This is a genomic window from Flavobacterium ponti (assembly GCF_042652765.1).
In the GTDB taxonomy this organism is placed as follows: Bacteria; Bacteroidota; Bacteroidia; order Flavobacteriales; family Flavobacteriaceae; genus Flavobacterium; species Flavobacterium ponti.
In genome coordinates, this window is sequence record NZ_JBHSGW010000002.1 from 41,509 (window position 1) to 67,587 (window position 26,079).

The 26,079-nt window shown below is 31.7% G+C and carries 17 protein-coding genes; 9 read left to right on the forward strand and 8 right to left on the reverse strand.

What is annotated here, in order from left to right:
- Positions 1-3: 3 nt before the first annotated feature.
- On the reverse strand, positions 4-3,093 hold the full coding sequence (locus ACFO3U_RS02770; RefSeq protein WP_379738209.1) for a SusC/RagA family TonB-linked outer membrane protein: 3,090 nt from the start codon (positions 3,091-3,093) through the stop codon (positions 4-6).
- A 199-nt stretch (positions 3,094-3,292) separates the two neighbouring features.
- On the opposite strand from ACFO3U_RS02770, the gene ACFO3U_RS02775 reads away from it, so the two are divergent.
- The gene (locus ACFO3U_RS02775) at positions 3,293-3,892 is read left to right on the forward strand and encodes a ribonuclease HII (RefSeq protein WP_379738210.1); all 600 of its coding nucleotides are present in this window, start codon (positions 3,293-3,295) and stop codon (positions 3,890-3,892) included.
- 11 nt (positions 3,893-3,903) lie between these two features.
- Here the strand turns inward: ACFO3U_RS02775 and lipB are convergent, their stop codons facing one another.
- Entirely contained in the window at positions 3,904-4,608 is a 705-nt protein-coding gene (gene lipB / locus ACFO3U_RS02780) for a lipoyl(octanoyl) transferase LipB (protein WP_379738211.1), read from the reverse strand.
- A gap of 50 nt (positions 4,609-4,658) precedes the next feature.
- Between lipB and ACFO3U_RS02785 the strand changes: the two genes are divergently transcribed.
- The 4 genes from ACFO3U_RS02785 to ACFO3U_RS02800 all read left to right on the forward strand — a co-directional run bounded on the left by ACFO3U_RS02785 (position 4,659) and on the right by ACFO3U_RS02800 (position 7,505).
- Positions 4,659-4,829, forward strand: coding sequence for a hypothetical protein (locus tag ACFO3U_RS02785; RefSeq protein WP_379738212.1), 171 nt, complete (start codon positions 4,659-4,661; stop codon positions 4,827-4,829).
- 7 nt (positions 4,830-4,836) lie between these two features.
- Positions 4,837-6,531 (forward strand): lysine--tRNA ligase, encoded by a 1,695-nt coding sequence (gene lysS, locus ACFO3U_RS02790; protein ID WP_379738213.1) that lies wholly within the window; start codon positions 4,837-4,839, stop codon positions 6,529-6,531.
- A gap of 131 nt (positions 6,532-6,662) precedes the next feature.
- Positions 6,663-7,094: a hypothetical protein gene (locus ACFO3U_RS02795; protein ID WP_379738214.1), complete on the forward strand. Its 432-nt coding sequence runs from the start codon at positions 6,663-6,665 to the stop codon at positions 7,092-7,094.
- An 84-nt stretch (positions 7,095-7,178) separates the two neighbouring features.
- Positions 7,179-7,505 carry a hypothetical protein gene (locus tag ACFO3U_RS02800; RefSeq protein ID WP_379738215.1) on the forward strand — a complete coding sequence of 109 codons (327 nt, stop codon included), beginning with the start codon at positions 7,179-7,181 and terminating at the stop codon, positions 7,503-7,505.
- Positions 7,506-7,538: 33 nt separating this feature from the next.
- Here the strand turns inward: ACFO3U_RS02800 and hemL are convergent, their stop codons facing one another.
- The 4 genes from hemL to ACFO3U_RS02820 all read right to left on the reverse strand — a co-directional run bounded on the left by hemL (position 7,539) and on the right by ACFO3U_RS02820 (position 12,430).
- Entirely contained in the window at positions 7,539-8,825 is a 1,287-nt protein-coding gene (gene hemL, locus ACFO3U_RS02805) for a glutamate-1-semialdehyde 2,1-aminomutase (RefSeq protein WP_379738216.1), read from the reverse strand.
- Positions 8,825-9,559: a glucosaminidase domain-containing protein gene (locus ACFO3U_RS02810; RefSeq protein ID WP_379738217.1), complete on the reverse strand. Its 735-nt coding sequence runs from the start codon at positions 9,557-9,559 to the stop codon at positions 8,825-8,827. Before ACFO3U_RS02810 ends, hemL begins: the two co-directional genes overlap by 1 nt.
- Positions 9,560-9,647: 88 nt before the next feature.
- Positions 9,648-10,577, reverse strand: coding sequence for a 1-aminocyclopropane-1-carboxylate deaminase/D-cysteine desulfhydrase (locus ACFO3U_RS02815; RefSeq protein WP_379738218.1), 930 nt, complete (start codon positions 10,575-10,577; stop codon positions 9,648-9,650).
- Between the two features lie 59 nt (positions 10,578-10,636).
- Positions 10,637-12,430: a T9SS type A sorting domain-containing protein gene (locus ACFO3U_RS02820; RefSeq protein WP_379738219.1), complete on the reverse strand. Its 1,794-nt coding sequence runs from the start codon at positions 12,428-12,430 to the stop codon at positions 10,637-10,639.
- 295 nt (positions 12,431-12,725) lie between these two features.
- Here ACFO3U_RS02820 and ACFO3U_RS02825 point away from each other — a divergent pair, with 295 nt between their 5' ends.
- On the forward strand, positions 12,726-17,663 hold the full coding sequence (locus ACFO3U_RS02825) for a GEVED domain-containing protein (protein ID WP_379738220.1): 4,938 nt from the start codon (positions 12,726-12,728) through the stop codon (positions 17,661-17,663).
- A gap of 216 nt (positions 17,664-17,879) precedes the next feature.
- On the opposite strand, the gene ACFO3U_RS02830 is transcribed toward ACFO3U_RS02825, so the two are convergent.
- Positions 17,880-18,173, reverse strand: a complete 294-nt coding sequence (locus ACFO3U_RS02830) for a hypothetical protein (protein WP_379738221.1) — start codon at positions 18,171-18,173, stop codon at positions 17,880-17,882.
- A 67-nt stretch (positions 18,174-18,240) separates the two neighbouring features.
- Between ACFO3U_RS02830 and ACFO3U_RS02835 the strand changes: the two genes are divergently transcribed.
- From ACFO3U_RS02835 to ACFO3U_RS02845, 3 genes are all read left to right on the forward strand, one after another.
- Positions 18,241-20,469, forward strand: a complete 2,229-nt coding sequence (locus ACFO3U_RS02835; protein WP_379738222.1) for a urocanate hydratase — start codon at positions 18,241-18,243, stop codon at positions 20,467-20,469.
- A gap of 50 nt (positions 20,470-20,519) precedes the next feature.
- Complete coding sequence (locus ACFO3U_RS02840) at positions 20,520-21,047, forward strand: DUF4136 domain-containing protein (protein ID WP_379738223.1); 528 nt, start codon at positions 20,520-20,522, stop codon at positions 21,045-21,047.
- A 126-nt stretch (positions 21,048-21,173) separates the two neighbouring features.
- Positions 21,174-23,969, forward strand: a complete 2,796-nt coding sequence (locus ACFO3U_RS02845; protein ID WP_379738224.1) for an AsmA-like C-terminal region-containing protein — start codon at positions 21,174-21,176, stop codon at positions 23,967-23,969.
- Between the two features lie 54 nt (positions 23,970-24,023).
- On the opposite strand, the gene ACFO3U_RS02850 is transcribed toward ACFO3U_RS02845, so the two are convergent.
- Complete coding sequence (locus tag ACFO3U_RS02850) at positions 24,024-26,069, reverse strand: alpha-ketoacid dehydrogenase subunit alpha/beta (protein WP_379738225.1); 2,046 nt, start codon at positions 26,067-26,069, stop codon at positions 24,024-24,026.
- Positions 26,070-26,079: the final 10 nt, after the last annotated feature.

Sequence of the window (26,079 nt, forward strand, 5' to 3'; positions counted from 1 at the left end):
TTTTTAAAATGTTGCGTTTAATGTAAATGCCATAGTTCTTGTAGTAGGATATCTTCCGATATTAGCATAACCTTTACCATTTCCGTTAGAGAAAGAAGACTCTGGATCTGCATATCCTCTATTTTCATTAGCTAAGAAAACGAATGGATTTCTTGCAGAAACACTAAAACGTAGTGAAGAAAGACCAATTCTTTTAACTGTCTCACTAGGTAAACCATAACTTAAAGCAATCTCTCTAATTTTTAATGCAGTAGCATCTAAAACTGCATTTTCAGCTATATCAGCATACTCATCTTGGAAATAAGATAAATAAGAAGAATAACTATTTCCACCTGTTACTACATTAGTATTAGCAGTATAAACACCAGGACTAGTTTCAACTGAAGAATTTGGGAAAATGAATCCAGTTCTTCCATTTAAAGCTGATTCGTATAATTGACCTGACCAAGAAATCCAGTCTTTTGTTTCAGCATAAAATTGATGACCTGTTCTGTAGTCCATAACTAATGACAACTTAAGTCCTTTGAAACTTACAGAAGTACTATAATTAAGAATATAGTCTGGTGTAGATTTTCCTAAAATTTGTAATCCTTCAGCACGTAATGGATTTCCATTAGCCCCTATTATTACTCTACCTTGATCATCTCTTTGATAAGCTGTACCTTTGATTATAGGAAATTCTTCTCCTTTAATAGCGAAAATACTTGCTTCAGGGCCAGTAACTAATGCTACTTCATCTGCTTGATCTGAAACTTCATCAACAATAGCTTTATATGTAGTATAACTTAATCTGTTTTCCCAAACTAAACCTAAATTATTAAAACTTGATTTTGCAATTGGAGTAAATCCTAAATCAATTTCAAATCCTTTATTAGTCATTTTACCAATATTAGTTTCTAATCTAGATAAACCAGATGCAGCTGAAGCATCAACACTTGTAATAAGATCAGTTGTTGTAGTTTGGTATGCTGAAGCATCAAAAGTTAATCTATCTTTAAAGAACCCTAAATTAATACCTCCTTCAAGAGTTGTTTGAAATTCTGGTTTGATTGCACCATCAGTAACAGTTACATCTTGTACAAAAGAGTTATTATTTCCATATGGATAACCTGCACCCCCAGTATATAATCTATTCAAATCATAAGCTCCGATAGTAGATCTATTACCAACTCTAATGTAGTTAGCATAAACTTTTGCATATTTCAAACCTTTATCACTTTTAATTCCTTCAAAAGCTTTTGTAGGAATAAATGCAAGCCCAACAGATGGATAGAAATATTTATTACCTTCAGAACTTCCAATTAACTCAGAAATCATATCATAACGACCTGTTAAAGTTAAGAACAAATAATCATTATAATCAAAATCTAAATTTGTAAAGAACGAAGCCGATCTAGCTCTTGTTTGAAAATTACTACCAGTTGTAGCAGCAATATTCTCAACATTATCAATAGTATACAAACCTGGTATCGTTAAATTAGTACCTCCAACACTAGTAGTTTTGAAAAATCTATCAGTAATATTATTACCAAAAGTACCGTTAAAACCAATTTTTTCAGTTAATTTATAATTAAAGTTAGCTGTAAAATCTCCGTAAAAATCTCTTTGTCCAGAATTGTATTGTGAGAAAGAAGACACAGTTGATGCATCACCTCCACCTAACTGAATTTGATCTATATATTCATTAACATAGTTATATCCGTTATTTTGGAAAGTTCTAATGTTAGCTATGTAATTTAATTTAATGTTTTTATTAATTTCATATCCGATAGTTGCACTACCAGTCATATAATCAGATCTATCAATAAATCTTTCATTTTGCGCTCTCCAATATGGATTTCTATAATAAGAAGTCCAAGCACCTTCATTTCCAGAGTTTTTAAACTTCTCAACAGGGATATTTGTCGCTGCTTGCAAAAGCTCAGATAAAAGATTTGAAGTAGTTTGTTCTGTCTTAGATGAAATATAATTAACGTTTGCATCTAAAGTCCATTTTCCGATTTGCTTACCACCTCTCACAATAAAAGATGATCTATCTAACTTATCTCCATCCACAACGAAATCAGTATTTTGCTTATTAGCAGTAACACTCACATAACCTGTTTTAAGCGAACCTCCACTTATACTAATTCCATTTTGAAACAATGTACCTGTCTTAAAGAATTCATTGATGTTTTTATCTATTGGTGAATATGGAGCAGTAAAATAAGTACCATCAGCTTGAACTTGACCTACTGTTCTAACAACACCATCAAATTCAGCACCCCATGCACCATTCTCATAAGTCACGTGTTGACCACTCCATCCTTGTCCATAACGTTCTTGACGTGTAGGCATAAAAGAAATGTTCTCAAAAGCAATAGAAGAATTTAAAGAAATACTTACTTTTTCCTCACCATTACCTCTTTTAGTTGTAACAACAATAACACCATTAACACCTCTATCTCCGTACAAAGCAGCTCCTTGAGCACCTTTAATAACGTTCATAGACTCGATTGATTCAGGAGCTAAATTTTGTAATACTGTAGCTGAAGATATTGCATTATCAATTACAATCAATGCTTCATTACTACCAGTAATCGAACGATTACCTCTTAACACAATAGAGTTTGTTTGATTAACACCATTACTAGTTGTAGTGATTTGCAAACCAGAAACTTTACCTGCAAGTGCTTGTACTGCATTTGGGTTAGCTGCCTGATTTAATTCTTCCGACTTAACAACTTGATAAGTAGAAGTAACAGCATCTGCCTTTCTAGCAACACCTACTATACCAGTTAATACAATTTCGTCTCCAACGAAACCTTCAGAAAGAACAACATCGTAAACATTGGCAGCACCAACAGTTACTGTTGATTTTTTCTTTCCTGCGAAAGAAAATTCCAAAACGTCTCCTTGTTTAGCAGAAATTGAGTAATTTCCATCAAAATCGGTTGTTACACCGCGATTTGTTCCTTGAACTTGAACAGTTGCACCAGCTAACGTTCCTAATTCATCAGAAACATTACCCGTAACAGTTTTCTCTTGTGCAAACGAAAACTGCATTGTAAACGCTACTAATAGCGTAAAAATCCATTTGAACTTCGATCTCATATTAAATTTATTTGAGTTAGTTATTCAGCAAACTTCTTAATAATTTCTTAAATAAACAAATTTTATTAACTAATAATTAGTTTTTAATTATGTTAAACTTTTTTACTCTAAAACTAACTTTGTGGTTGCAACACATATAAAAGATGCAGAATAATTTAAAAGGTTGCGTTAAAATTTATATTTTTATCAAAAAAAGAATATGTTAAACTTTAACTTTTCAGGATTTGATTTAGAATGCGGAACAGACGAGGCTGGAAGAGGTTGCTTAGCTGGACCTGTAACTGCTGCTGCAATTCTTTTGCCAAACAATTTTAAAAACGAATTGCTAAATGACTCCAAACAACTCTCAGAAAAAAACAGAGATTATTTAAAACCAATTTTAGAAAATGAAGCTTTATCTTTTGCAGTAACTCATTTAGAACCTAATGTTATTGACGAAATAAACATACTAAACGCATCAATATTAGCTATGCAAAAAAGTATTTTAAAGTTAAATCCCATACCTTTATATATTATAGTGGATGGAAATAGATTTAAACCATTGAACAACATTCCTTTTTCAACAATTATAAAAGGTGATAGCAAATACATAAGTATTGCAGCTGCTTCTATTTTAGCTAAAACATATAGAGATGAATATATGAATAAAATTCACGAAGAATTCCCAATGTATAATTGGAAAAAAAACAAAGGCTACCCAACAAAAGAACATCGAGAAGCTATTAGAAAATATGGCCCATCAAAATACCACAGAATGTCTTTTAGATTATTACCCGAGCAACTATCTTTAGACCTTTAATATTTTTCTTTTTAAGAATTCTCAAATTCAGCTTCAAAAAGATCTGTAAAATGCTTAAGAATTTTTTGCTTTACTTCTTCTTCATTTACTTTTTCAACTCCAAGTTCAACGTTCAAAGAAGTAACTGCTTTTCCTCTTATTCCACAAGGGATGATGTTATCAAAATATCCTAAATCAGCATTTACGTTTAATGCAAAACCATGCATAGTTACCCAGCGACTTGCACGAACTCCCATGGCACAAATTTTTCTTGCAAATGGAGTCCCAACACCTAACCAAACTCCAGTTTCACCTTCGCTTCTTGAAGAAAAAATATTATATTCTGCCAGAGTCAAGATTATTGCTTCTTCTAAAAGTCGTAAATATTTATGAATATCTGTAAAGAAATTTTCTAAATCCAAAATAGGATAACCAACGATTTGACCAGGTCCGTGATAAGTAATATCTCCTCCTCTATTTATTTTATAAAAAGTCGCTCCTTTATCAGCCAATTGTTTTTCAGATAAAAGCAAATTAGACAAATCACCACTTTTACCCAAAGTATACACATGAGGATGTTCTACATAAAGAAAATAATTAGGAGTTTCATCATTTAGTTCCTCTCTTCTATTTTTGATTTTTAAATCAACTATTTCTTTGAAAAGCTCTTCTTGATAATCCCATGTATCTTTATAATCTTTGTGACCTAAATCTTGTAACTGGATTTTTTTATTCATGTTTTGTAAAAACCTATTTTTGATTTCAATTTATCTTTGCAAAGATACAAATGATTTACCAATTAGCCCTGACAGGAATGGCATCCTTTTTTTGTAAAAAAAAGATAGAATGGATGGCAGGAATTACACAACCAAATAAGCCCAAAACTTTTGCTTCAAAAATCAAAAAACAACGCTTTGAAACTCTGAAACTAATACTTATCTTTGCAGGCTTAAAATAAAGATATTATGCAACTTTCGGAACAAGAAATCATTAGAAGAGAAAAGTTAAATTCACTTCGTGCTCTAGGTATAAATCCTTATCCAGCAGATTTATTTGCTGTAAACACTACTTCAAAACAGGTTAAAGAAAATTTTGAAGAAGGGAAAAAGGTAGTTTTAGCTGGTCGTGTGATGAGTACTCGTATTCAAGGAAAAGCTTCTTTTGCGGAATTGCAAGATAGTGAAGGTAGAATTCAGATTTATGTGAATAGAGATGAAATTTGTCCTGATGAAGACAAAACTTTATACAATGAAGTCTTTAAAAAATTGATTGATTTAGGTGATTTTATCGGGATTGAAGGAACTTTATTTATGACCCAAGTTGGTGAAAAATCAATACGAGTTTCTAATTTAACTTTATTAAGTAAAACTCTTCGTCCATTACCTTTACCAAAAACAGATACAGAAGGAAATACATTTGATGCATTTGTAGATCCAGAGTTGCGTTACAGAATGCGTTATGTGGATTTAGTGGTTAACCCAAAAGTAAAAGAGGTTTTCGTAAAACGTACAAAACTGTTCACTGCTATGCGAAATTTCTTTAACCAAGCAGGTTATATGGAAGTTGAAACTCCAGTTTTACAAGCTATTCCTGGTGGTGCTGCTGCTCGTCCTTTTATTACACATCATAATAGTTTAGACATTCCTTTGTACATGAGAATTGCAAATGAATTATATTTAAAAAGATTAATTGTTGGTGGTTTTGATGGAGTTTATGAATTTTCAAAAAACTTCAGAAATGAAGGAATGGATAGAACTCATAATCCAGAGTTTACTGCTATGGAAATTTATGTAGCTTACAAAGACTACAATTGGATGATGGAGTTTACCGAAAACTTATTAGAACATTGTGCCAAAGAAGTAAACGGAACTACAGATGCTACTTTTGGTGAACATAAAGTTAGCTTCAAAGCTCCTTATGCAAGAGTTACAATGACTGATGCCATCAAAAACTTTACAGGTTTTGACATTACAGGAAAATCTGAAAAAGAATTATTTGAAGCTGCTCAATCAATGGGAATTGCAGTTGATGAAACTATGGGTAAAGGAAAATTAATTGATGAAATTTTTGGTGAAAAATGTGAAGGTAATTTTATTCAACCAACCTTTATTACAGATTATCCAAAAGAAATGTCTCCTTTATGTAAAGAACATAGAGATAATCCGGATTTAACTGAACGTTTTGAATTGATGGTTTGTGGAAAAGAAATTGCGAATGCTTATTCTGAATTAAATGATCCAATTGACCAAAGAGGTCGTTTTGAAAACCAAATGGCTTTAGCTGCCAAAGGTGATGACGAAGCAAACGGAATTATTGATGAAGATTTCTTAAGAGCTTTAGAATACGGAATGCCTCCAACATCTGGTTTAGGAATTGGAATGGACCGATTAATCATGTTTTTAACAAATAATCAATCGATACAAGAAGTATTGTTTTTTCCTCAAATGAGACCTGAAAAAAAACAAGTAGAATTATCTGAAGAAGAAAAAATGATAATTGATCTTTTAACTAAAAATGAAAATGCAATGGATTTAGCTGAATTAAAAACCAAAGCTGCTTTAAGCGGAAAAAAATGGGATGCAGCTATGAAAGGTTTAGCTAAACACAACATGACTTCAGTAAGAGTTGAAGGTGAAAGCAAGATTGTGGAATTGAAATAAGAATTAATCTTACCACATTATATATTAAAGGAAATTCATTAGAGTTTCCTTTTTTTTGTGTTTTTTTTTATTAAAGATTAAACCTTTTAATAATAACACTGTCTTATCTTCAAACTTAAAAAATTATAAAAATGAAAAAATTACTAGTAGTAGCATTTCTAGTTGTTGGATTAACAACATTTGCTCAAGGAAAAGGTAAGAGAGGAGATTTTAAAGAAATGACTCCAGAACAAAGAACAGAAATTCAGGTTAAGAAAATGACAAAAGATCTTGACTTAAATGAAACGCAACAAAAGCAAATAAAAGAACTTTTAAATTCTCAAAAAGAAGAAAGAGCTGAAATGCTAGAAAGAAGAAAAGAAATGAAAGAAACTGCTGAAAAAGCCACAAAAGAGCAAAGAGCAGAAATGAAAGCTAAAATGAATGAGAAAAAAGCAGTAATAAATGCCAAAATGAAATCTATACTTAATGATGACCAATACAAAAAATGGGAAACTCAAAAAGAAGAAGTCAAAGAAAAAATGAAAGAAAGAAGAGCCAATAAAGGTAAAAAAACGGAATAATTTAAATAAAAAGCCTGTGTATTATTTTGAATTTAAAAAAAAATAGTTAGATTTGAATTTCAAAATCAAAAACAACCAAATACTATGAAAAAAATAATCGCACTTTTTGTTTTACTATTTGCTTTTACTTTTAATGCAAATGCACAAGACAAAAGCAAAGCAACGGAACTTGCTAAGCAAGACACACAAGAACTTGCTCAATATCTTGGTTTACAAGGAGAAGTTTTAACCGACTTACAAACAGTTTTCAAAGAAAAACACGATGTTCTTTTAACTGAAGGAATTTCTGAAGACAGAAAAGTAATTGTATCTAACTTTGTAGAAACAAAATTATCATCTTTATTAAATCAAGGTGATTTTGATAAATTAAAGGCTGATAAAGCACTTTATAAAAAGTTAACTAGAAATTAAAAAAAATCCCGAAATTTAATTTCGGGATTTTTTTTATAAATTACTTACTACTTTATTAATTGCATTTATTGTAAAATCTAAGTCTTCATAAGATAAAGCATCAGTTATAAACCAAGTTTCATAGGCTGAAGGAGCAATATAAACACCTTCTTTAACCAAACCATGAAAGAATTTTTTAAAGCTATCATTATCTCCTTTTTTAGCGGTTTCAAAATCATACACTTCGTTTTTATCAAAATGAACTGAAATCATAGAGCCTACTCTATTTATAGTAAAATCAATTTCTTTATCTGATAAAACTTTATGTATTCCTTCATAAAGATAAGCTGTTTTTTCTTCAAGTCTTTTATAAATATCTTTATCCGAATTTAGTTCTTTAAGCATTTCGTATCCAGCAGCCATTGCTAGTGGATTTCCAGACAAAGTTCCAGCTTGATAAACAGGTCCTATTGGAGCTAAATAATCCATAATTTCTTTTTTTGCTGCAAAAGCACCAACTGGCAAACCTCCACCAATTACTTTTCCAAAACAAACTATATCTGCTTTGACATTATATAGTTCTTGAGCTCCACCTTTTGCTAAACGAAATCCAGTCATAACTTCATCAAAGATTAGCATTGTTCCGTCTGCATCACAAAGTTCTCTTAACGCGTTTAAAAAACCTGCTTTTGGAGGAATACAACCCATGTTTCCAGCTACTGGTTCGATGATTATAGCTGCAATTTCATTTTTATTAGCTTCAAATAGAGCTTTTACATTTTCAATATCATTGTAATTAGCTAAAAGCGTATCTTTTGCAGTACCTTCAGTTACACCAGGACTATTTGGTGAACCAAAAGTTATAGCACCACTACCTGCTTGAATCAAAAAAGAATCTGAATGTCCATGATAACAACCAGCGAATTTTATGATTTTATCTCTTTTAGTATAACCTCTTGCTAATCGAATAGCACTCATACAAGCTTCTGTACCTGAATTTACAAAACGAATTTTATCAATATTTGGCACCATTGAAACGGCTAATTCAGCTATCTTTGTTTCTAATTCTGTTGGCATCCCAAAAGAAGTTCCTAGTTTAGCTCTTTCAGTAATTGCATTTATTACGGGTTCGTGAGCATGACCTAAAATCATTGGTCCCCAAGAGTTGATATAATCGATTAATTTATTTCCATCTTCATCAAACAAATAAGGTCCTTTGGCACTTTTTACGAAAATTGGAGTTCCACCAACTGATTTAAATGCTCTTACTGGTGAATTTACACCTCCTGGAATTACTTTATTTGCTTCAACGAATAATTCGCTACTTCTTTTATATACCATTATTTAATCTTTAAAATCTGACCTATTGAAAGTGCATTGTCAGAAATATTGTTTTTGTTTTTTAAATCTTCTACTGAAATATTATATTTTCTTGAAATAGAATACAAAGTATCTCCTTTAACCACTTCATATTCAGAGTTACTTATTGATTTACTAGGTGCTTCATAAAGGACTACTTCTTCTTTAATAGGAGACCTTCCTAATGCTTCATTATCATATTCATATAATTTATATCGTTCAATAATATGAATGAGTTTTGCAGGATATTTTGGATCAGTTGCATAACCTGCACTTTTTAATCCATTTGCCCAAGCTTTGTAGTCATCTTCTTTTAAGTCAAAAAGAAAATTATATCTACTTCTAGAAGTTAAAAACAACGAATGATCTCTATAAGATTCCGCAGGATGATTGTATTTTCTAAAACATTCTTGTGACTCATCATCATCATGATATACACTTGCTCCTTCCCAACCTACATGACATTTTATACCAAAATGATTATTAGCTTTTTTGCATAGCTCACCTTTTCCAGCACCAGATTCTAAAATTCCTTGAGCTAGCGTAATACTTGCAGGAATTTTATAATTAATCATATTACTAATAGCTGTGTTTTTGAACCATGAAATATATTCTTCAACATTTTCAAATGTTACTACAACAAAAGAAGTAGCTTCAAGTTTTTCTTCTTCCTTTTTAATAATTTGCTTTTTATTAGTAACAACAGTCTTCTTCACTGGTTGTCTTTTAGTACTAGTAGTTCTTACTTTTTTTTGAGATCCACAACTCACTAAGAGTAGAGTACAAAAACAGATTAGGGCAATTTTAAATTTCATTTATATGTATTATTTCTTTATTTTGTTTTTTCAACAACTCGTTCATTCCCTTTATACCTTGTAAACCACCAGTATGAATTGCTAAAATCTTACTTCCTTTTGGAAAATATTCATTTTTAATTAAATCATAGATTCCAAACATCATTTTTCCTGTATAAATTGGGTCTAATGGAATATTGCTCTTCGAATTAAAATCATTAATAAAACGAATTAATTCGTCAGTTATTTTGCCATAACCTCCAAAATGATAATCAGAAATGATATTCCAATTTGATTTCTGTACAAAGTTACTAATCTCATTTGAAATAAAATCCCCTTTTAAAGAAGGAAAACCAACAATTTGTTGACCACTAAAACTTGAATTAATAATTCCTGAAATTGTGCCACCAGTACCTATTGAACAACAAACATGAGTAAACATTTTGTCCTCTTTTGTTAATATCTCTTCGCAACCTTTTATGGCTAATTGATTTGTTCCTCCTTCTGGCAAAAGATATAATTCACCAAATTGAGCTTTTAAACCTTCTAAAAAATCTTTGTTGTTTTTATTTCTAAAATCTTCTCTTGACACAAACTTGAACTGCATACCTAATTCTTTTGCTTTCTTTAAAGTAGGGTTTTGTTCAATTTTATCAAACAACTCTTCTCCTCTAATTACTCCAATTGTTTTAAAATTATTTTCAAAACCAGCCGAAGCAACCGCTAAAATATGATTTGAAAAAGCTCCACCAAAAGTTAACAATGTAGAATGATTTTCGTTTTTAGCTTCTATTAAATTGTATTTAAGCTTTCTGTATTTATTTCCTGAAATTAACGGATGAATCAAATCCTCTCGTTTAATATATAATTCAACGTTTGAGTTATTAATTTTAATTTTTTGAGTCTTAATTTCCACGAATGCAAAATTACAATTCATCATTTACATTTCATAAAAAAAGCAGCCATAAGACTGCTCATTTTAACTTTTTTATAAAAATGCTATTTTTTATTATTCTTAACTATGATTTTATGACTTAAACTTTGGCTATCACTTGTAACCATTTTAACAATATAAACTCCATCACTAATACCTGAAGTTGAAAACTCATATTCATTTTCTATTCCTAATTTTTCTTTTCCAAAAATAACTTTTCCAGTAACATCAAAAAGAGAAATTGAGCGTACATCTAACAGTGTAGGATTCTCTACTCTTAAAGTTTGTTTATCATTATTTTGATAAATTGCAAAACTTTCTTCCAAATTCACAGCAGTATTTAAAGCACTTGCTGTAAATGTAATTTCAAATCTATCATTTATTGTTCCTCCTGGTAAAATCACATCATAATTACCATTTTTAATATCATGATAAGTCTGTGTTAATCCATCATACAGATAAACATTTTGGTTTTGATCAAAATTAATAACATGAGACAGTTTAAAATTAAAAGGAACATTAGCAGCTGATTTTACACCTACTTTAATTCTTTTATTTATATCAAAGGGAATTCCTTCAACAACATATTTGTCATTATCTAAGAAAAAATAAACATCATTTGGCAAAGTATCTTCAGCAGGACTTTTTGCATCAATTCCTCTATCAACTCCATCAGTAGCCTCTGGAATTAAAACTAAACCTATTTGTCTTGTGTTTTGATTATTCAAAGAAATATCAAAACGCATGTGAGGAACTTGATTAGCAGTTGTTGTAACCTGAGGAGAAGCTACTTTTTCAAATTGAGATAAACTAGAACCTTCTTTCACATATTCTCTATATTCGTTTTTTAAGGTTATAGTTCCATCAGCAGCACCAAAAACCATAAAACCTTGTCCTATCGGAGCATATTTTCTTTCAATAACTAAACCAGAAGAAGAACCTGTTGTATTTATTGTACCATCTCCATTATAAGTATCAAATGTTGCAGGTATATAAATACCTGTATAAGGAGCAGAAATTGGAGCATACGTACCATATCCACCATGATAATCAACCAAATAATGTGAATTATCAGTTTTATTTTGTTCCCAATAATAAGCAATTCCATTACATGCTGAATTTACAGGGTCTAATAGAAAAGCACTAACATTCAATGCTGAAGGATAAGGATTCCCTGTCAATGTAAAATCATCTTCCCCAACTTCAATAGTTATATCACCATCGTTTGGTCTTCCTCTAAAATCATAACGTTGATTATTTCCTGGATTATTTGCTTGCGTCGGCTCAGTAGTAATTAATGTTGTATCAGTTCCACTAACACCTTTCATCGTAAAACCTTGTCCAGGCAAAAGTGTTTGAGTATCTTGAACATGTATCCAGCCATTTGGCCCACCTAGATTATATCCGTTTGCACTTAAGTACTTCCAAATCCAATATTTCGCAACCACTAATGAACTAGTGGAAGATGAACCGTCATATGCTGTTGTGGTAATAACATTTGAAGCAGTAACAGATGTTGGTCTATTCATTAACAATATTCCAAAATTAGTATTTCCTGCAGCACCATTTGCTACTCCAACAGGTGAACACCAATAATTATAAACATAACGATTTGAAGTTCCCTCTTGAAAAACAGAAACTTTCCCTTCACCTGAATTAGTTGAAACTCCTGTTTTACCTTGAACAAGTTGTGCTTGATTTCTTAAGTAAAAATTAGAGTTTAATTCTAAGTTAACATCCTCTTTAACATATACAACATTATCATTGTTGTAAATATAGCTCCCATCTTTCACAAATAATTGTGAATAGGAAGTATAACTAAAAATTAAAAAAAAGAATAGATAAATACAGTTTTTCATTTGAAACAGATTTAAGAGTATATTTTATTCAAACAAATATATAAAAATAACTTACACAAAATCCATTCGTCGAAAAATATTAGCCTTTTATCGATTAAAAAGATTGTTTAGAGAAGTTATTTTGTTGATGTTAAATTAAATTCTACATTTGTCCTGATTATTGGAAATAATAGGCCTTAAATCAGACACATAAAATATTATTAAGAACTGAAAAACTACTTTCGTATTTTTCATTTTTGTCAGAGTAAATTCTATTATTATCTTTATTTAATAGACACCTACAAATTACTTTATTATGGAAAATAGTTCCCCAAAGCTAACCATTTTAAATGTATCAAGCAATAGTTTAATGCATTTAAGAGTTTTGTTTTTTATTTGTTTTATATTTTCAACAAATATCACCTTTTCTCAGACTAATAATTGCGATTTGACAGCCTCAGCTGGTGAAGTTACTGTTGGTGCAAGTTGCAATTATTCAAATTTCAATTCTAATTTTAATAATAATTACTGGAATGGCAACACTTGTAGTGCCGATTCAAATAGAGATGATGCATGGGGTTGGTTTACAGCAACTTCCACATCGACTATCATTAATTATCAGCCAACAAATGGTAGAGATGCTATTTTACATCTATTTACAGGAACCTGTAGTACATCAGTAACTGCCTTAGCTTGTTCTAATATTGGTGGTAATGGAGAGTTAGAGACCATAACATACCCAACAATAATTGGTCAAAAATACATGATAAGAATTCAAAGAAATAATTCAGATGGAAGTATGAATGGACAAATTTGTGTTTACAGTCCTTGTCAAACATCCGCAGGAACACTTTCTGGTAATCAATACATCTGTAGATACACAAATACTAGTACAACTTTTTCTTCTTCAGTTTCTGGTGGAACTTGGACAAGTAGCAATACCAGTGTCGCTAATGTAAATGCTTCAACTGGATTGGTAACTGCTGTAAATTCTGGTACTGCAACTATAACATATACTGTTGGAGGTGGATCTTGTCCAACATACACTAGCACAAGAACTGTTTATGTAGCTAATGGTCCTGGAAACGGTCCAATTAGTTTAAATGGCTCCAATACACAATGTACAAACTCTACAACAACATATACAATTGTACCAGATCAGTATTCCAGTTCTTATATTTGGTCGTATGTTGACGGTGGAAGCGGTGCTACAATTACTCCAGCAGCTGATGGTTTATCTGCAACTGTTACATTTAACTCGACAGCAACATCAGGTAACATAAGGGTTCAATCAATAAATGGTTGTGGTTTTGGTGGTGGTGGTCAATACCTATGGGTTAATATTACAAATGGTCCAAATATAACATCTCAGCCAGTTGCACCTACAACAGTTTGTGCTGGTTCAGGAACAAGAACTATTTCTGTTACAGCAACTAGTGCAACATCTTTTCAATGGAGAAGAAACGGTGTTAACATATCAAATGGTACTCCTTATTCTGGAGCAACATCAAGTACATTAACAATTACAAATCCTGTGTTAGCAATAGCAGGTAATTTTGATGTTGTTGTTAGCAATGGAAGTTGCAGTAGAACTTCAAACGCAGTAGCTTTAAATGTTTCTACAACACCTACAATTAATACAAATCCAATAGATTCTTCAATTACCGAAGGATCTAATACTTCATTTACAGTTGGCGCTACAAATAGTCCTAGTAGTTATTCATGGCAGGTTAGCACCAATGGTGGTGGAACTTGGTCAACAGTTACTAATGGTGGTGTTTATTCTGGTGCCACAACAGCTACTTTGGTCATTACAAACGCTGCTTTAGCAATGGATAGCTATAGATACAGAGTTTCTGCAACAAATTCTTGTGGAACATCAACATTTTCGACTTCTGCTTTATTAACAGTTAGCCCAGTATATTGTACACCCTCAGTCAGCAGTGGTAGAGAAGCTTCAAACTACATTACAACTGTGAATTTTATTGGAAATATAATCAATACCAACAACTCGCCAACTCCGCAATATAGTTCTTCACCAAGAGGATATCAAGATTGGTCATCATTAGGATCAAGAGCTTCTCAAGCACAGGGAGAAGGTGTTAATCTATATGTAGATACGGATGGTGGTGCAAACTATTTAAAGGCATGGGTAGATTGGAATAAGGACGGGACATTTGACACATCAACAGAAGTAGTTTATCAGTGTACAAGTGGTTTTCTTAATACTACTTTTGGATTTCAAATTCCAAGTAGTACTACCCCAGGTGACTACAGAATTAGATTACGAATTAATAGAAGTAGTGGCTCTGGAGCAAGTAACTCCTACGGACCTTGTGGAAACATAGCTTATTATGGAGAAACTGAAGACTATTTATTTACTGTTGTTTCAAATTGTAGTGCAAAAATAACCTCTATAACAAATGGCACTAGATGTGGAACAGGATCCGTAACATTAAATGCTGTAGGTTCTTCTGGAACAACAGAGTATAGATGGTATTCTACAGCAACTGGAGGAACTTATATTAGTTCTCCATCGTCTTCGTGGAATACTCCTTCAATTAATAACACAACGACATATTATGTAACTGCTTATAATGGCTCATGTGAGTCATTATATAGAACTGCAGTAGTTGCAACTGTTAAAAAAGTACCCGCTTTAACTTTTAGTAATTCAAGTCCAGAAATATGTGGAGAAGATAGTATTTTAGAGTTATCTGCTAGCGGAACTAGTGAACAAGTATATTTAGTAGATGAAAGTTTTGAAGGAAGTAGTTATGTTTTCACAAGCAATCAAATTGCTTCCCCAGATAGTTCAATAACAAATTGGCAAATAAAAACAAGTACTTACGTTCCTCCTTATCCAACTTATCCTGTATGGTACCCAGCAATCTCTTCTGGTTTTGGCAATAACAAATTTATGATGTCAACATCTGACTTAGTAGCTGGAGGAACAACTTCAGGCAAGGTTAATGAAGCATTAGAGCTAACAAACAGTGTCAACACCGTAGGTTTTACAGATTTAACCTTAACTTTTAAAATATATTTTTCAAGTTATTACGATGCTAATAACGCAAATACAGAAGCTGTCTTTATTGAAACCAATGATGGTAGTGGATGGTCTTCTACTCCGGTAGCTACTTATTTATCAGACGAAGGAATTGGTACAAAATTTGTTGAAAAAAATATTCCTTTAAACAGTTTTGTCAATATATCTAATTTTAAAATTAGAATCAGGTATAGAGCTGGATGGTGTGATGGTGTTGCTATTGATGATGTTAAAATATTTGGTAATCGTCCTTTAGTACCTAACTTTACTTGGACAAGCGGTTACCCAATTGATGCTTATGTAGATTTAGCTTGTACAATTCCATATACAACAGGAACTCCTGTTTCAACCGTATATATAAAACCAACATTAGCTCAATTAGAAAATGCTAATTATTCTTTTACCGCCAATGCAAACCTCACAAACGGCTGTACAACTAGCGGAACAGTAAATGTAACGAATAAGTCAAAAGTATGGAAAGGTACAGTAAATTCTAATTGGAACGATGTTGATAATTGGTCACCAGCCGGAATTCCTACATCAGACAATTGTGTGGTAATTCCAAACAACACAACAATTTCCGGGACAAATTATAATGCTTTCGGAAAAAACTTAACAGTTAAAAATGGTGGAACATTAAACATTCAACCTTCTAATAATCTAATTATAACCGATTTTGTTAAAGTAGAATCAACCGGAACATTCCAATTAGAAAACAATTCTAATTTGGTTCAAATCAACAATACTACTAATTCAGGTAACATTATTTATAAAAGAACTGCTAATAACATCAAAGGTTCGGATTATGTATATTGGTCATCACCTGTTAATAATCAAGCTTTAAACTCAATCTACACTTCCCCTTCACAAGGTCCAAAATATAGTTGGAACCCAACATTAAACAATAGTAATGGTGGTCAAGGAAACTATGTAAATGCAAATGGGGTAACCATGGGAACTGGAATTGGATATTTAGTAAGAGGTTCTTCTTCTTTTGGAATGGCTGCAACAAATATAAACAGTACATTCACAGGAAGACCAAATAATGGCACAATTCCAGTTACAGTAAATAGAGGATCACATACAGGAGCTCCTTATAACGGAACTAACGGTGTTCAAATTACAAACTTAGACGATAATTACAATTTAATAGGAAACCCATACCCATCTTCAATAAATGCTTTACAATTTATTAGTGATAATGCTAGTGTAATTAGAGGTAATGTACAACTTTGGACACACGGAACAGACCCAGGAGCTAACAATGGAACAACTATTACAAATCCATTTTATGGATCATATTCAAATAATTATTCCGCAAGTGATTACGTAACTATAAATTACACTGGAGCAACTATTCCATCAGTATCAGAAATTATCAAAGCAGGACAAGCTTTCTTTGTTGAAATGTTAGACGGTCCAACTGGAAGTGGAACAGTTAGTTTTAATAATACTCAAAGAAGAGATAACACCGGAATTCCTTATGCAAATGATGAGTTTTTCAAAAACTCAAACCAACAAAACGTTACTTTGAATACTTTAGAAAGACACAGAATTTGGTTAGACATTAAAGACAGCAATAATGTCACTGGAGTAGCATTAATTGGCTATATAGAAGGTGCGACAATGAATGATGATAGTGCTTACGATGCATTTGCAACTACTTTAGATATGGGAATCTATTCTTTTATAGATGATCAGTCTTACATTATTCAAGGAAGAAGTCTACCTTTTGACGATAATGATCAAGTACAAATTGGCTTTAATGTTCCTACTGCAGGAAATTACACTATTGGTCTTAATTCAGCAGATGGTATATTTTTAGGAACTCAAGATATTTATTTAAAGGATGAAATGCTAAATATTTATCACGACCTAAAATCTTCTCCATATTCTTTTACAGCAACAGCTGGAGTTCACAACGATAGATTCAAATTAGTGTATAAAAACACTGTTCTTAGTAATACGAATTTCAATGAAAACGAATTTCAAATTGCAAAAAATAAAAATATAATTGATATAGTTTCAGGAAATGAAACAATCGATAATGTAAAAGTATTTGATGTAAGAGGTAGGTTACTAGTTGAAAAAACTAAAATTAACAATAACAGTATTTCTATTGACATGAATAGTATTCAGGATCAAGTTTTGATTATAAATATTGTAACTACTGAAGGAATAAAAGTTACTAGAAAAATACTTTAAGATTTAAAAAATTTAATAAATTTCCAAAAAGACCTTTACTTTAAATAGTGAAGGTTTTTTTTTCCAAAAAAATTAGATTAAATCATAAGAATAACTATCAACATAGATACTCTATACATACTCCATACATAAAAGATAGTTCTAGTACCTAAATTCTATATAAATATATATTTTACGAATATCCAACTGCTATAAAACAAGCTATCACAATATTCATTAAAACATAAAATATCTTAGAAAACTCCAAAAAGACCTTTGCTTTAAATAGTGAAGGTTTTTTTCATTTTGATACGCTTCTCTTTCAAATGAAATATTTAAATAAGCTAGTTTTGAATTTCTATACTGAATAAAACGAATTACATATTCTATTCCATACCAAAGAAAAAATGGAATCACCAACATTTCAATTTGTTGACGTATATGAATTTTTTCATGATTTATTAATACCATATTACTCTTATCTTGCTTAAAAGAAAGTACTATAAAAGGAAAAATTGTAATTCCTCTCACCCACTTTGGGGTTAAATATTTAAAAACTAGTATAAACATATCATACAAAGTTGCTAAATTTGTAGCTATGAACAATACTATTGATCCAAATAATTTAATTGAAGGTGAAGATTTCTATTACACACCAGAAGGATACAAGTGTTTTACAGAAAAATACCATCTAAAAAGAGGCTATTGTTGCAAAAGTGGATGTAGACATTGTGCATACGGATACGATAAAAAAACAGGAAAAATCAAGAAATCAGATGTTCAGATAACAGATATTCAGACAAAAAATTCTGAAAATCCAAAATCTGAAAATCCAAAATCCAAAATAATGACTTTCAAAGAACAAATTCAACAAGGAATACCAGATGTTTTACCAAACGTAAAACCTTATGAAACTGAAATTAATCATGCACCAAAACGAAAAGAAATTCTTTCGGATGCTGAAAAAAAATTAGCCCTTCAAAATGCCTTGCGTTACTTTGAACCAAAACATCACGCTACGTTACTTCCAGAATTTAAAGAAGAACTTGAAAAATACGGAAGAATTTACATGTATCGTTTTCGTCCTGATTACGAAATGAAAGCAAGACCTATATCAGATTATCCCGGAAAAAGTGAACAAGCAAAAGCTATTATGCTGATGATTCAAAATAATTTGGATTACGCTGTTGCACAACATCCTCATGAGTTAATTACCTATGGTGGAAATGGTGCTGTGTTTCAAAATTGGGCACAATATCTTTTAACCATGCAATATTTGTCTGAAATGACAGACGAACAAACCTTAACTATCTATTCTGGTCATCCAATGGGTTTATATCCAAGTCATAAAGATGCTCCAAGAGTTGTAGTAACCAACGGAATGGTTATCCCAAATTATTCAAAACCGGATGATTGGGAAAAAATGAATGCTTTAGGAGTTTCACAATACGGACAAATGACCGCTGGAAGTTATATGTACATCGGACCACAAGGAATTGTACACGGAACAACTATCACAGTTTTAAATGGATTCAGAAAAATAAAAAAATCTCCAAAAGGAGGATTATTTGTAACATCTGGATTAGGAGGAATGTCTGGAGCTCAACCAAAAGCGGGAAATATTGCGGGTTGTGTTACCGTTTGTGCCGAGGTCAATCCAAAAATTACACACATTCGTCATTCGCAAGGATGGATTAATGAAATTATAGAAGACATTGAAAAATTAGTTCCAAGAGTTAAAACTGCTTTAGAAAACAAAGAAGTCGTTTCAATTGCTTATTTAGGAAATGTTGTAGATGTTTGGGAAAGATTTGATAAAGAAAATTTACATATTGATTTAGGTTCTGACCAAACTTCGTTGCACAATCCTTGGGCTGGTGGCTACTACCCTATTGGGTATACTTTCAAAGAATCTAACGAAATGATGGCAAATAACCCATCAAAATTTAAAGAAGAAGTTCAAAAAACATTGCGTCGTCACGCTGATGCAATTAACAAACATACTGCAAAAGGCACTTATTTTTTCGATTACGGAAATGCTTTTTTATTAGAAGCTTCTCGAGCAGGAGCAGATATTATGGCTTCAAATGGAATTGATTTTAAATATCCGAGTTACGTACAAGATATTATGGGACCGATGTGTTTTGATTACGGATTTGGACCTTTTCGTTGGGTTTGTGCTTCAGGAAAACCAGAAGATTTAGCCAAAACAGATAAAATCGCTTGTGATGTTTTGGAAGAAATGATGAAAAATTCTCCAGAAGAAATCCAACAGCAAATGGCTGACAACATTCAATGGATTAAAGGAGCTCAAGAAAACAAATTAGTAGTTGGTTCACAAGCCAGAATTCTTTACGCTGATGCTGAAGGAAGAATAAAAATTGCTGAAGCTTTCAACAAAGCTATTGCAAATGAAGAAATTGGATTTGTAGTTTTAGGAAGAGATCACCATGATGTTTCTGGAACTGATTCACCATACAGAGAAACTTCAAATATTTATGATGGTTCTCGTTTCACTGCTGACATGGCTATTCAAAATGTAATTGGAGATAGTTTCCGTGGAGCAACATGGGTTTCCATTCACAACGGTGGTGGAGTTGGTTGGGGAGAAGTTATCAATGGTGGATTTGGTATGGTTCTTGATGGTAGTAAAGAAGCTTCAAGACGTTTAGAATCAATGCTTTTCTGGGATGTTAACAATGGAATATCTAGAAGAAATTGGGCTCGAAACGAAGGAGCAATTTTCGCTATAAAAAGAGCTATGGAAACGCAACCTTTATTAAAAGTAACCATCCCTAATATAGTAGAAGATCATTTGTTCGAATAGTATTTTTTTTTCGAACAATTCTATTGTCGAATATTTTAAATAAAAACGCTATGAAAAAATTAATCCCTTTATTTATACTCTCCATACTAGCTTCTTGCAGTTCGGTTAGAGTAAATGCAGATTATGACAAAAAAGTAGATTTTAATCAGTACAAAACTTATGCTTATATAAAAGCGAGTATTGACAAAGTCGAAATTTCAGATTTGGATAAAAAAAGAATTTTACATTCTATCGACGATGCAATGACTACTAAAGGTTTTTCGAAATCAGAAAGCCCAGATATGTTAATTAGTATTTTTACCAAAGAAAGTGAACGAGTAGACGTTTACAACAATAATTACTGGGGAATGGGCTTCGGTTGGGGCTGGAATCCTTATTGGGGAATGAACTACAATAGAGTATACACTACTCCTGAAGGAACCTTATTTATTGATATTTTTGACGGCAAAACCAAAGAAATGATTTGGCAAGGAGAAGGAAGTGGATATTTGACAAAAGATACCAACAAAAAAGATGCAAGAATTAAGGAATTTGTAGATAAAATTTTAGAACAATATCCACCTGTTCTTAAAAAATAAAACTTAAAAACAAGAATTAATATACTAACCGTAGCAAAAAAAGTTACGGTTTTTTTATGACTTATTAACACTTTTGTGATTTCAAATCTGAATAATCATACATTTGCAAAAAATACATTTCAGGTTATGGTAGAAAGTAAAAAAACGCTTTTTAAAATCCTAAAAATCACTGGGATTACATTTGTTATTAGCTTATTGCTTCTAATTATACTACCTATAATTTTTGCTGATACAATTACCCAAAAAGTAAAAGTATTAGCTAATGAAAGTCTTGAAGGAGAATTAAACTTTAAAGATTCAAACCTTTCTTTTTTTACGCATTTTCCATCTTTAACATTAACACTTGATGAATTTTCATTAAATGGTTCAGCTCCTTTTAAAAATGAATCCTTACTTACTGCGAAAGAAATTGGTTTTGGTATTGATATTCCAAGTATGCTTTTTGGAAGTGAAGCTCAAATTGATAAAATTTTTATAGAGAATGCCAAAATTAACGTGCAAGTTAACAACAAAGGTGAAGCTAACTATAACGTTTATAAATCAACCGCAACAACTACATCGAGTGATAAATCAGCTTCTTTAAATTTAAAAAGTATTCTAATTGAAAATAGTGAAATTATTTACAACGATGTTTCTACAAAAATGCTTATTGATGCTAAAGGATTTAATTATAAAGGAAAAGGCAATCTTTTACGTGTAGATTTTAGCTTAACGACTTCAGCAAATATTGAAAATTTGAGTTTAACTTATGACCAAAATGAATATTTAAAAAACAAAAAAGTCAAAGCTGATTTAATTACCAAAATCAACACCAATTCGTTAGCTTTTATATTTGAAAAAAATGATTTAACCATTAATAAATTGCCTGTAGAATTTAAAGGCTATTTTAATTTTTTATCAAATGGTTATGACATGGACTTCAACCTAAAAACAGAAAACAGCAATTTGGAAGATTTGTTTACAGCTTTACCAGCTGAATATATTTCTTGGAAAAGTGAAACCCAAATGAAAGGAACAACTTCTGCTTCTTTTTCACTAAAAGGAAAATATATTGCTTCCGAAAATTTGAGTCCAAATGTGGAATTTAAAATTAACGTTCGTGATGGATTTGTAAAAAACAACAAAGCTCCTTTTCCCATTGAAAATATTTATTTGAATTTAGAAACGCAACTCCCAAATTTAGACATCAATCAATTAAAAGTTCAATTGGATTCCTTGTATTTTGATGTGAATAAAAATAAGTTAAGTGCCATTTTAAAATCTGAAGGTTTTGGTAAAAAAATTAATATTGATACCAAAGTAAAATCAAAGATTGATTTAAAAACACTTTCTGATGCCTTACAAATTCCTAACATGAAAATTACTGGAAATCTTGATACAGATATTGTTTCCAAAGGAATTTATAATGCTGAAGAGAAAAAATTTCCAATTACTAAAGGATATTTCAACCTATCAAATGGTTCGCTAAAAACTACTTATTATCCAAAACCAATTGAAAAAATAAATTTCAAAGCGGATTTAAATTGTCCAACTTCAGCTTTTAAAGATGCTTCATTGAAAATTTCTCCTGCAACTTTTACTTTCGAAAACGAACCTTTTACGCTGAATGCTTCTTTTAAAGATTTTTCAGATTTGAATTATGATGTGCAAGCCAAAGGAATTATCAACCTTACTCCTATTTATAAAGTTTTTGCTAAAAAAGGATTAGGCTTAAATGGAATTATAAAAGCTGATGTTTCATTAATTGGCAAACAAAGTGATGCTTCCAAAGGAAAATATCAAAACTTAAAAAACAGCGGAACACTTGATTTAACTAAAATTCAAACTACAAGTGAGCTTCTTCCAAAACCCTTTTTAATTGAAAAAGGACTTTTTACGTTTAACCAAGAAAAAATGAATTTCTCTGATTTTAGAGGAAAATATGGAGCATCTGACATTACAATGAATGGTTATGTTTTGAATGTTATTAATTATTATTTATCGGAAAAAGAAACCTTAAAAGGAAACTTTAGCTTGCAATCAAATTACATGAACATCAATGAATTTATGCCCACCGAAACTACAAAATCAGAAGAAACCTCAACTTCTACTGCAGTTTCTGGTGTAATTGAAATTCCTACTAATTTGGATGTAACCATTAAAACATTAGTCAAAAAAGTTACCTACGATGATTTAGTCATAGAAAATTTAGGTGGAATTATTCAAATGCAAAATGGAGTTGCTTCTCTGAAAAATGGTACTCTAGGAATAATTGGTGCAACGGCAAACATGAATGGAACCTATAAAAATGAAGGAAACGAAAAAGCTTATTTTGATTACAACATTAAAGCCAATGATTTTGACGTAAAACGAGCTTACAACGAAATAAAACTATTCAAAGAAATCGTAACAGCTGCAGAAAACGCTGAAGGAATTATTTCGTTGGATTATGCCATAAAAGGTGTTTTAAACAATCAAATGGAACCTGTAATGCCATCATTAGAAGGAAAAGGAACACTTTCTGTAAAGCAAGTTAAAATGAAAGGTTTCAAATTACTAAACACGGTAGCTTCTAGAACTGAAAATCCAGATATTAAAGATCCTGATATTACAAAAGTAGATATTAAATCAACCATCAAAAATAATATTTTAACGATTGAACGTTTTAAATTTAAAGTTTCAGGATTTCGCTTGCGTTTTGAGGGCCAAAGCAGTTTAGACGGAAATCTTAATTTAAAAATGCGAGTTGGATTACCTCCATTAGGAATAATTGGGATTCCTATAAAAGTCACAGGAAATCAAGAAAATCCTGAAATAAATATTGGTAAAAAATCAGAAGATTTAGAAGAAACAATTTATGAAGATGGTGTGACTCCAATCAATGCACCCGTTAAAAGTGATAGTATTCCAAAACCTGTTGTTCCTGTTGAGAAAGTTGAATAATAAAATTCTGTCCCATTTTACAATAGAAAATAAAATGGAACAGAATTTCTTTAATTAATAATTCAAAAGCTCTTCAATTTTAACTTTCACTTTATCCACATTTGGAATCATAGTGAATTCTAAAGTGCTGTTTAAAGGAATCGCTGGCATATTTTCAGAACCAATAACCATAACTGGTGCATCTAAATTCTTGAAACATTTTTCTTGAATCAAACCAGCTAAACTTCTGGCAAAAGAATTATTGGTTGGCTCTTCGGTTACTACTAAACATTTTTTAGTCTTTCTTACAGATTTTAAAATCGCTTCTTCATCCAAAGGATATAACGTTCGTAAATCGATAATTTCAACTTGGTTTTTGATGTCTGCCGAAGCATTCAATGCCCAATGCACTCCCATTCCGTAAGTGATAATGGAAATAGTTTCTTCGGTTTCTTGTTCCCAAATTTCTTGAACGATATTCGCTTTTCCGAAAGGCAACATATAATCTTCGCTGGGTTCATTCACTCTTGCCGCGTCTGTTCCTTTAACTTTACTCCAATACAAACCTTTGTGTTCTAAAAACACAACTGGATTTGGATCATAATAAGCAGCTTTCAACAACCCTTTTAAATCGGTACCATTACTTGGATAAGCGATTTTGACTCCTCTAATATTTGTTAAAACACTTTCTACTGATGAAGAATGATAAGGCCCACCACTTCCGTAAGCTCCAATTGGAACACGCAAAATCATACTTACTGGCCATTTTCCATTCGATAAATAACACGAACGACTAACTTCTGTAAATAATTGGTTTAAACCAGGCCAAATGTAATCAGCAAATTGCACCTCAACAATTGGTTTTAAACCAACAGCTGACATTCCAACAGTTGAACCAACTATAAATGCTTCTTGGATTGGTGTGTTAAAAACTCTTTCGTCTCCGAATTTCTGTGCTAAAGTAGCTGCTTCTCTAAAAACACCACCTAATCGTCCTCCAACATCTTGTCCGTATAACAAACTTTCAGGATGTTTTTTCATGATTTCTTCAACTGCAAACAAAGCACAATCTACCATCACGACTTTTTCTTCACGTGCTGGATTTCGTTCTCCAACTTCTTCTGTAATTGGTGTTGGTGCAAAATCGTGAGTAAATAAATCTTCTGGACTTGGATCTTCTGCTTTTTGAGCTTTTTCGAAATCTGTTTTTACTTTTGCAATCGCATTCTTTTCAATTTCATTAATTTCTGAATCTGAAAATCCATTATCTTTTAATTGTTGTATCAAAACTGGATAAGGATCACGAGATTTTGCTTCATCTAAATCGTCACGATACCATTCCATACGAACACCAGAAGTATGGTGATTCAATAACGGAACTTTTGCATGAACTAAAAACGGTCTTCTTTCTGTACGAATGGCTGTGATTACTTTTTCCAATGCTTGGTAACTTTCCGTAAAGTTAGCCCCATCAATGGAAATGGCTTCAATTCCGTGAAATCCTTTGGCATATTCAAATGCACTTTGAGCACGAGTTTCTGCTGCATTAGCGGAAATATCCCAACCGTTATCTTGAACTAAATATAATATTGGCAATTGTTTTAAAGCTGCCATTTGTAAAGCTTCAGCAATTTCTCCTTCAGTAACAGATGCATCTCCAAGTGAACAAACCACTAAAGGTTTATCTGCTAAATTTTCAGCAATATTTGTTTTTTCTTTATACCAAAAACCCATTGCTGCTCCAGTGGCTGGAATAGCTTGCATTCCAGTTGCAGATGATTGGTGTGGAATTTTTGGCTTATCAGCATCATTCAAACTTGGATGACAATAATACGTTCTTCCACCAGAAAACGGATCGTCTTTTTTTGCCATTAATTGCAACATCAAATCATAAGGTTGCATTCCAATTCCCAATAACATGGCATCATCACGATAATAGGGAAAAGCATAATCTTGGGGTAATAATTGCATCGCAACAGCAATTTGAATCGCTTCATGACCACGAGAAGTTGCATGAACGTATTTGGAAACTATTTTGAAATTTTCTTCATACAATTCGGCCATGGCTTTTGCGGTTGCCATAGTTGAAAATGCTTTTTGTAATATGTTTTTGTTTACCATTTTAATAAGT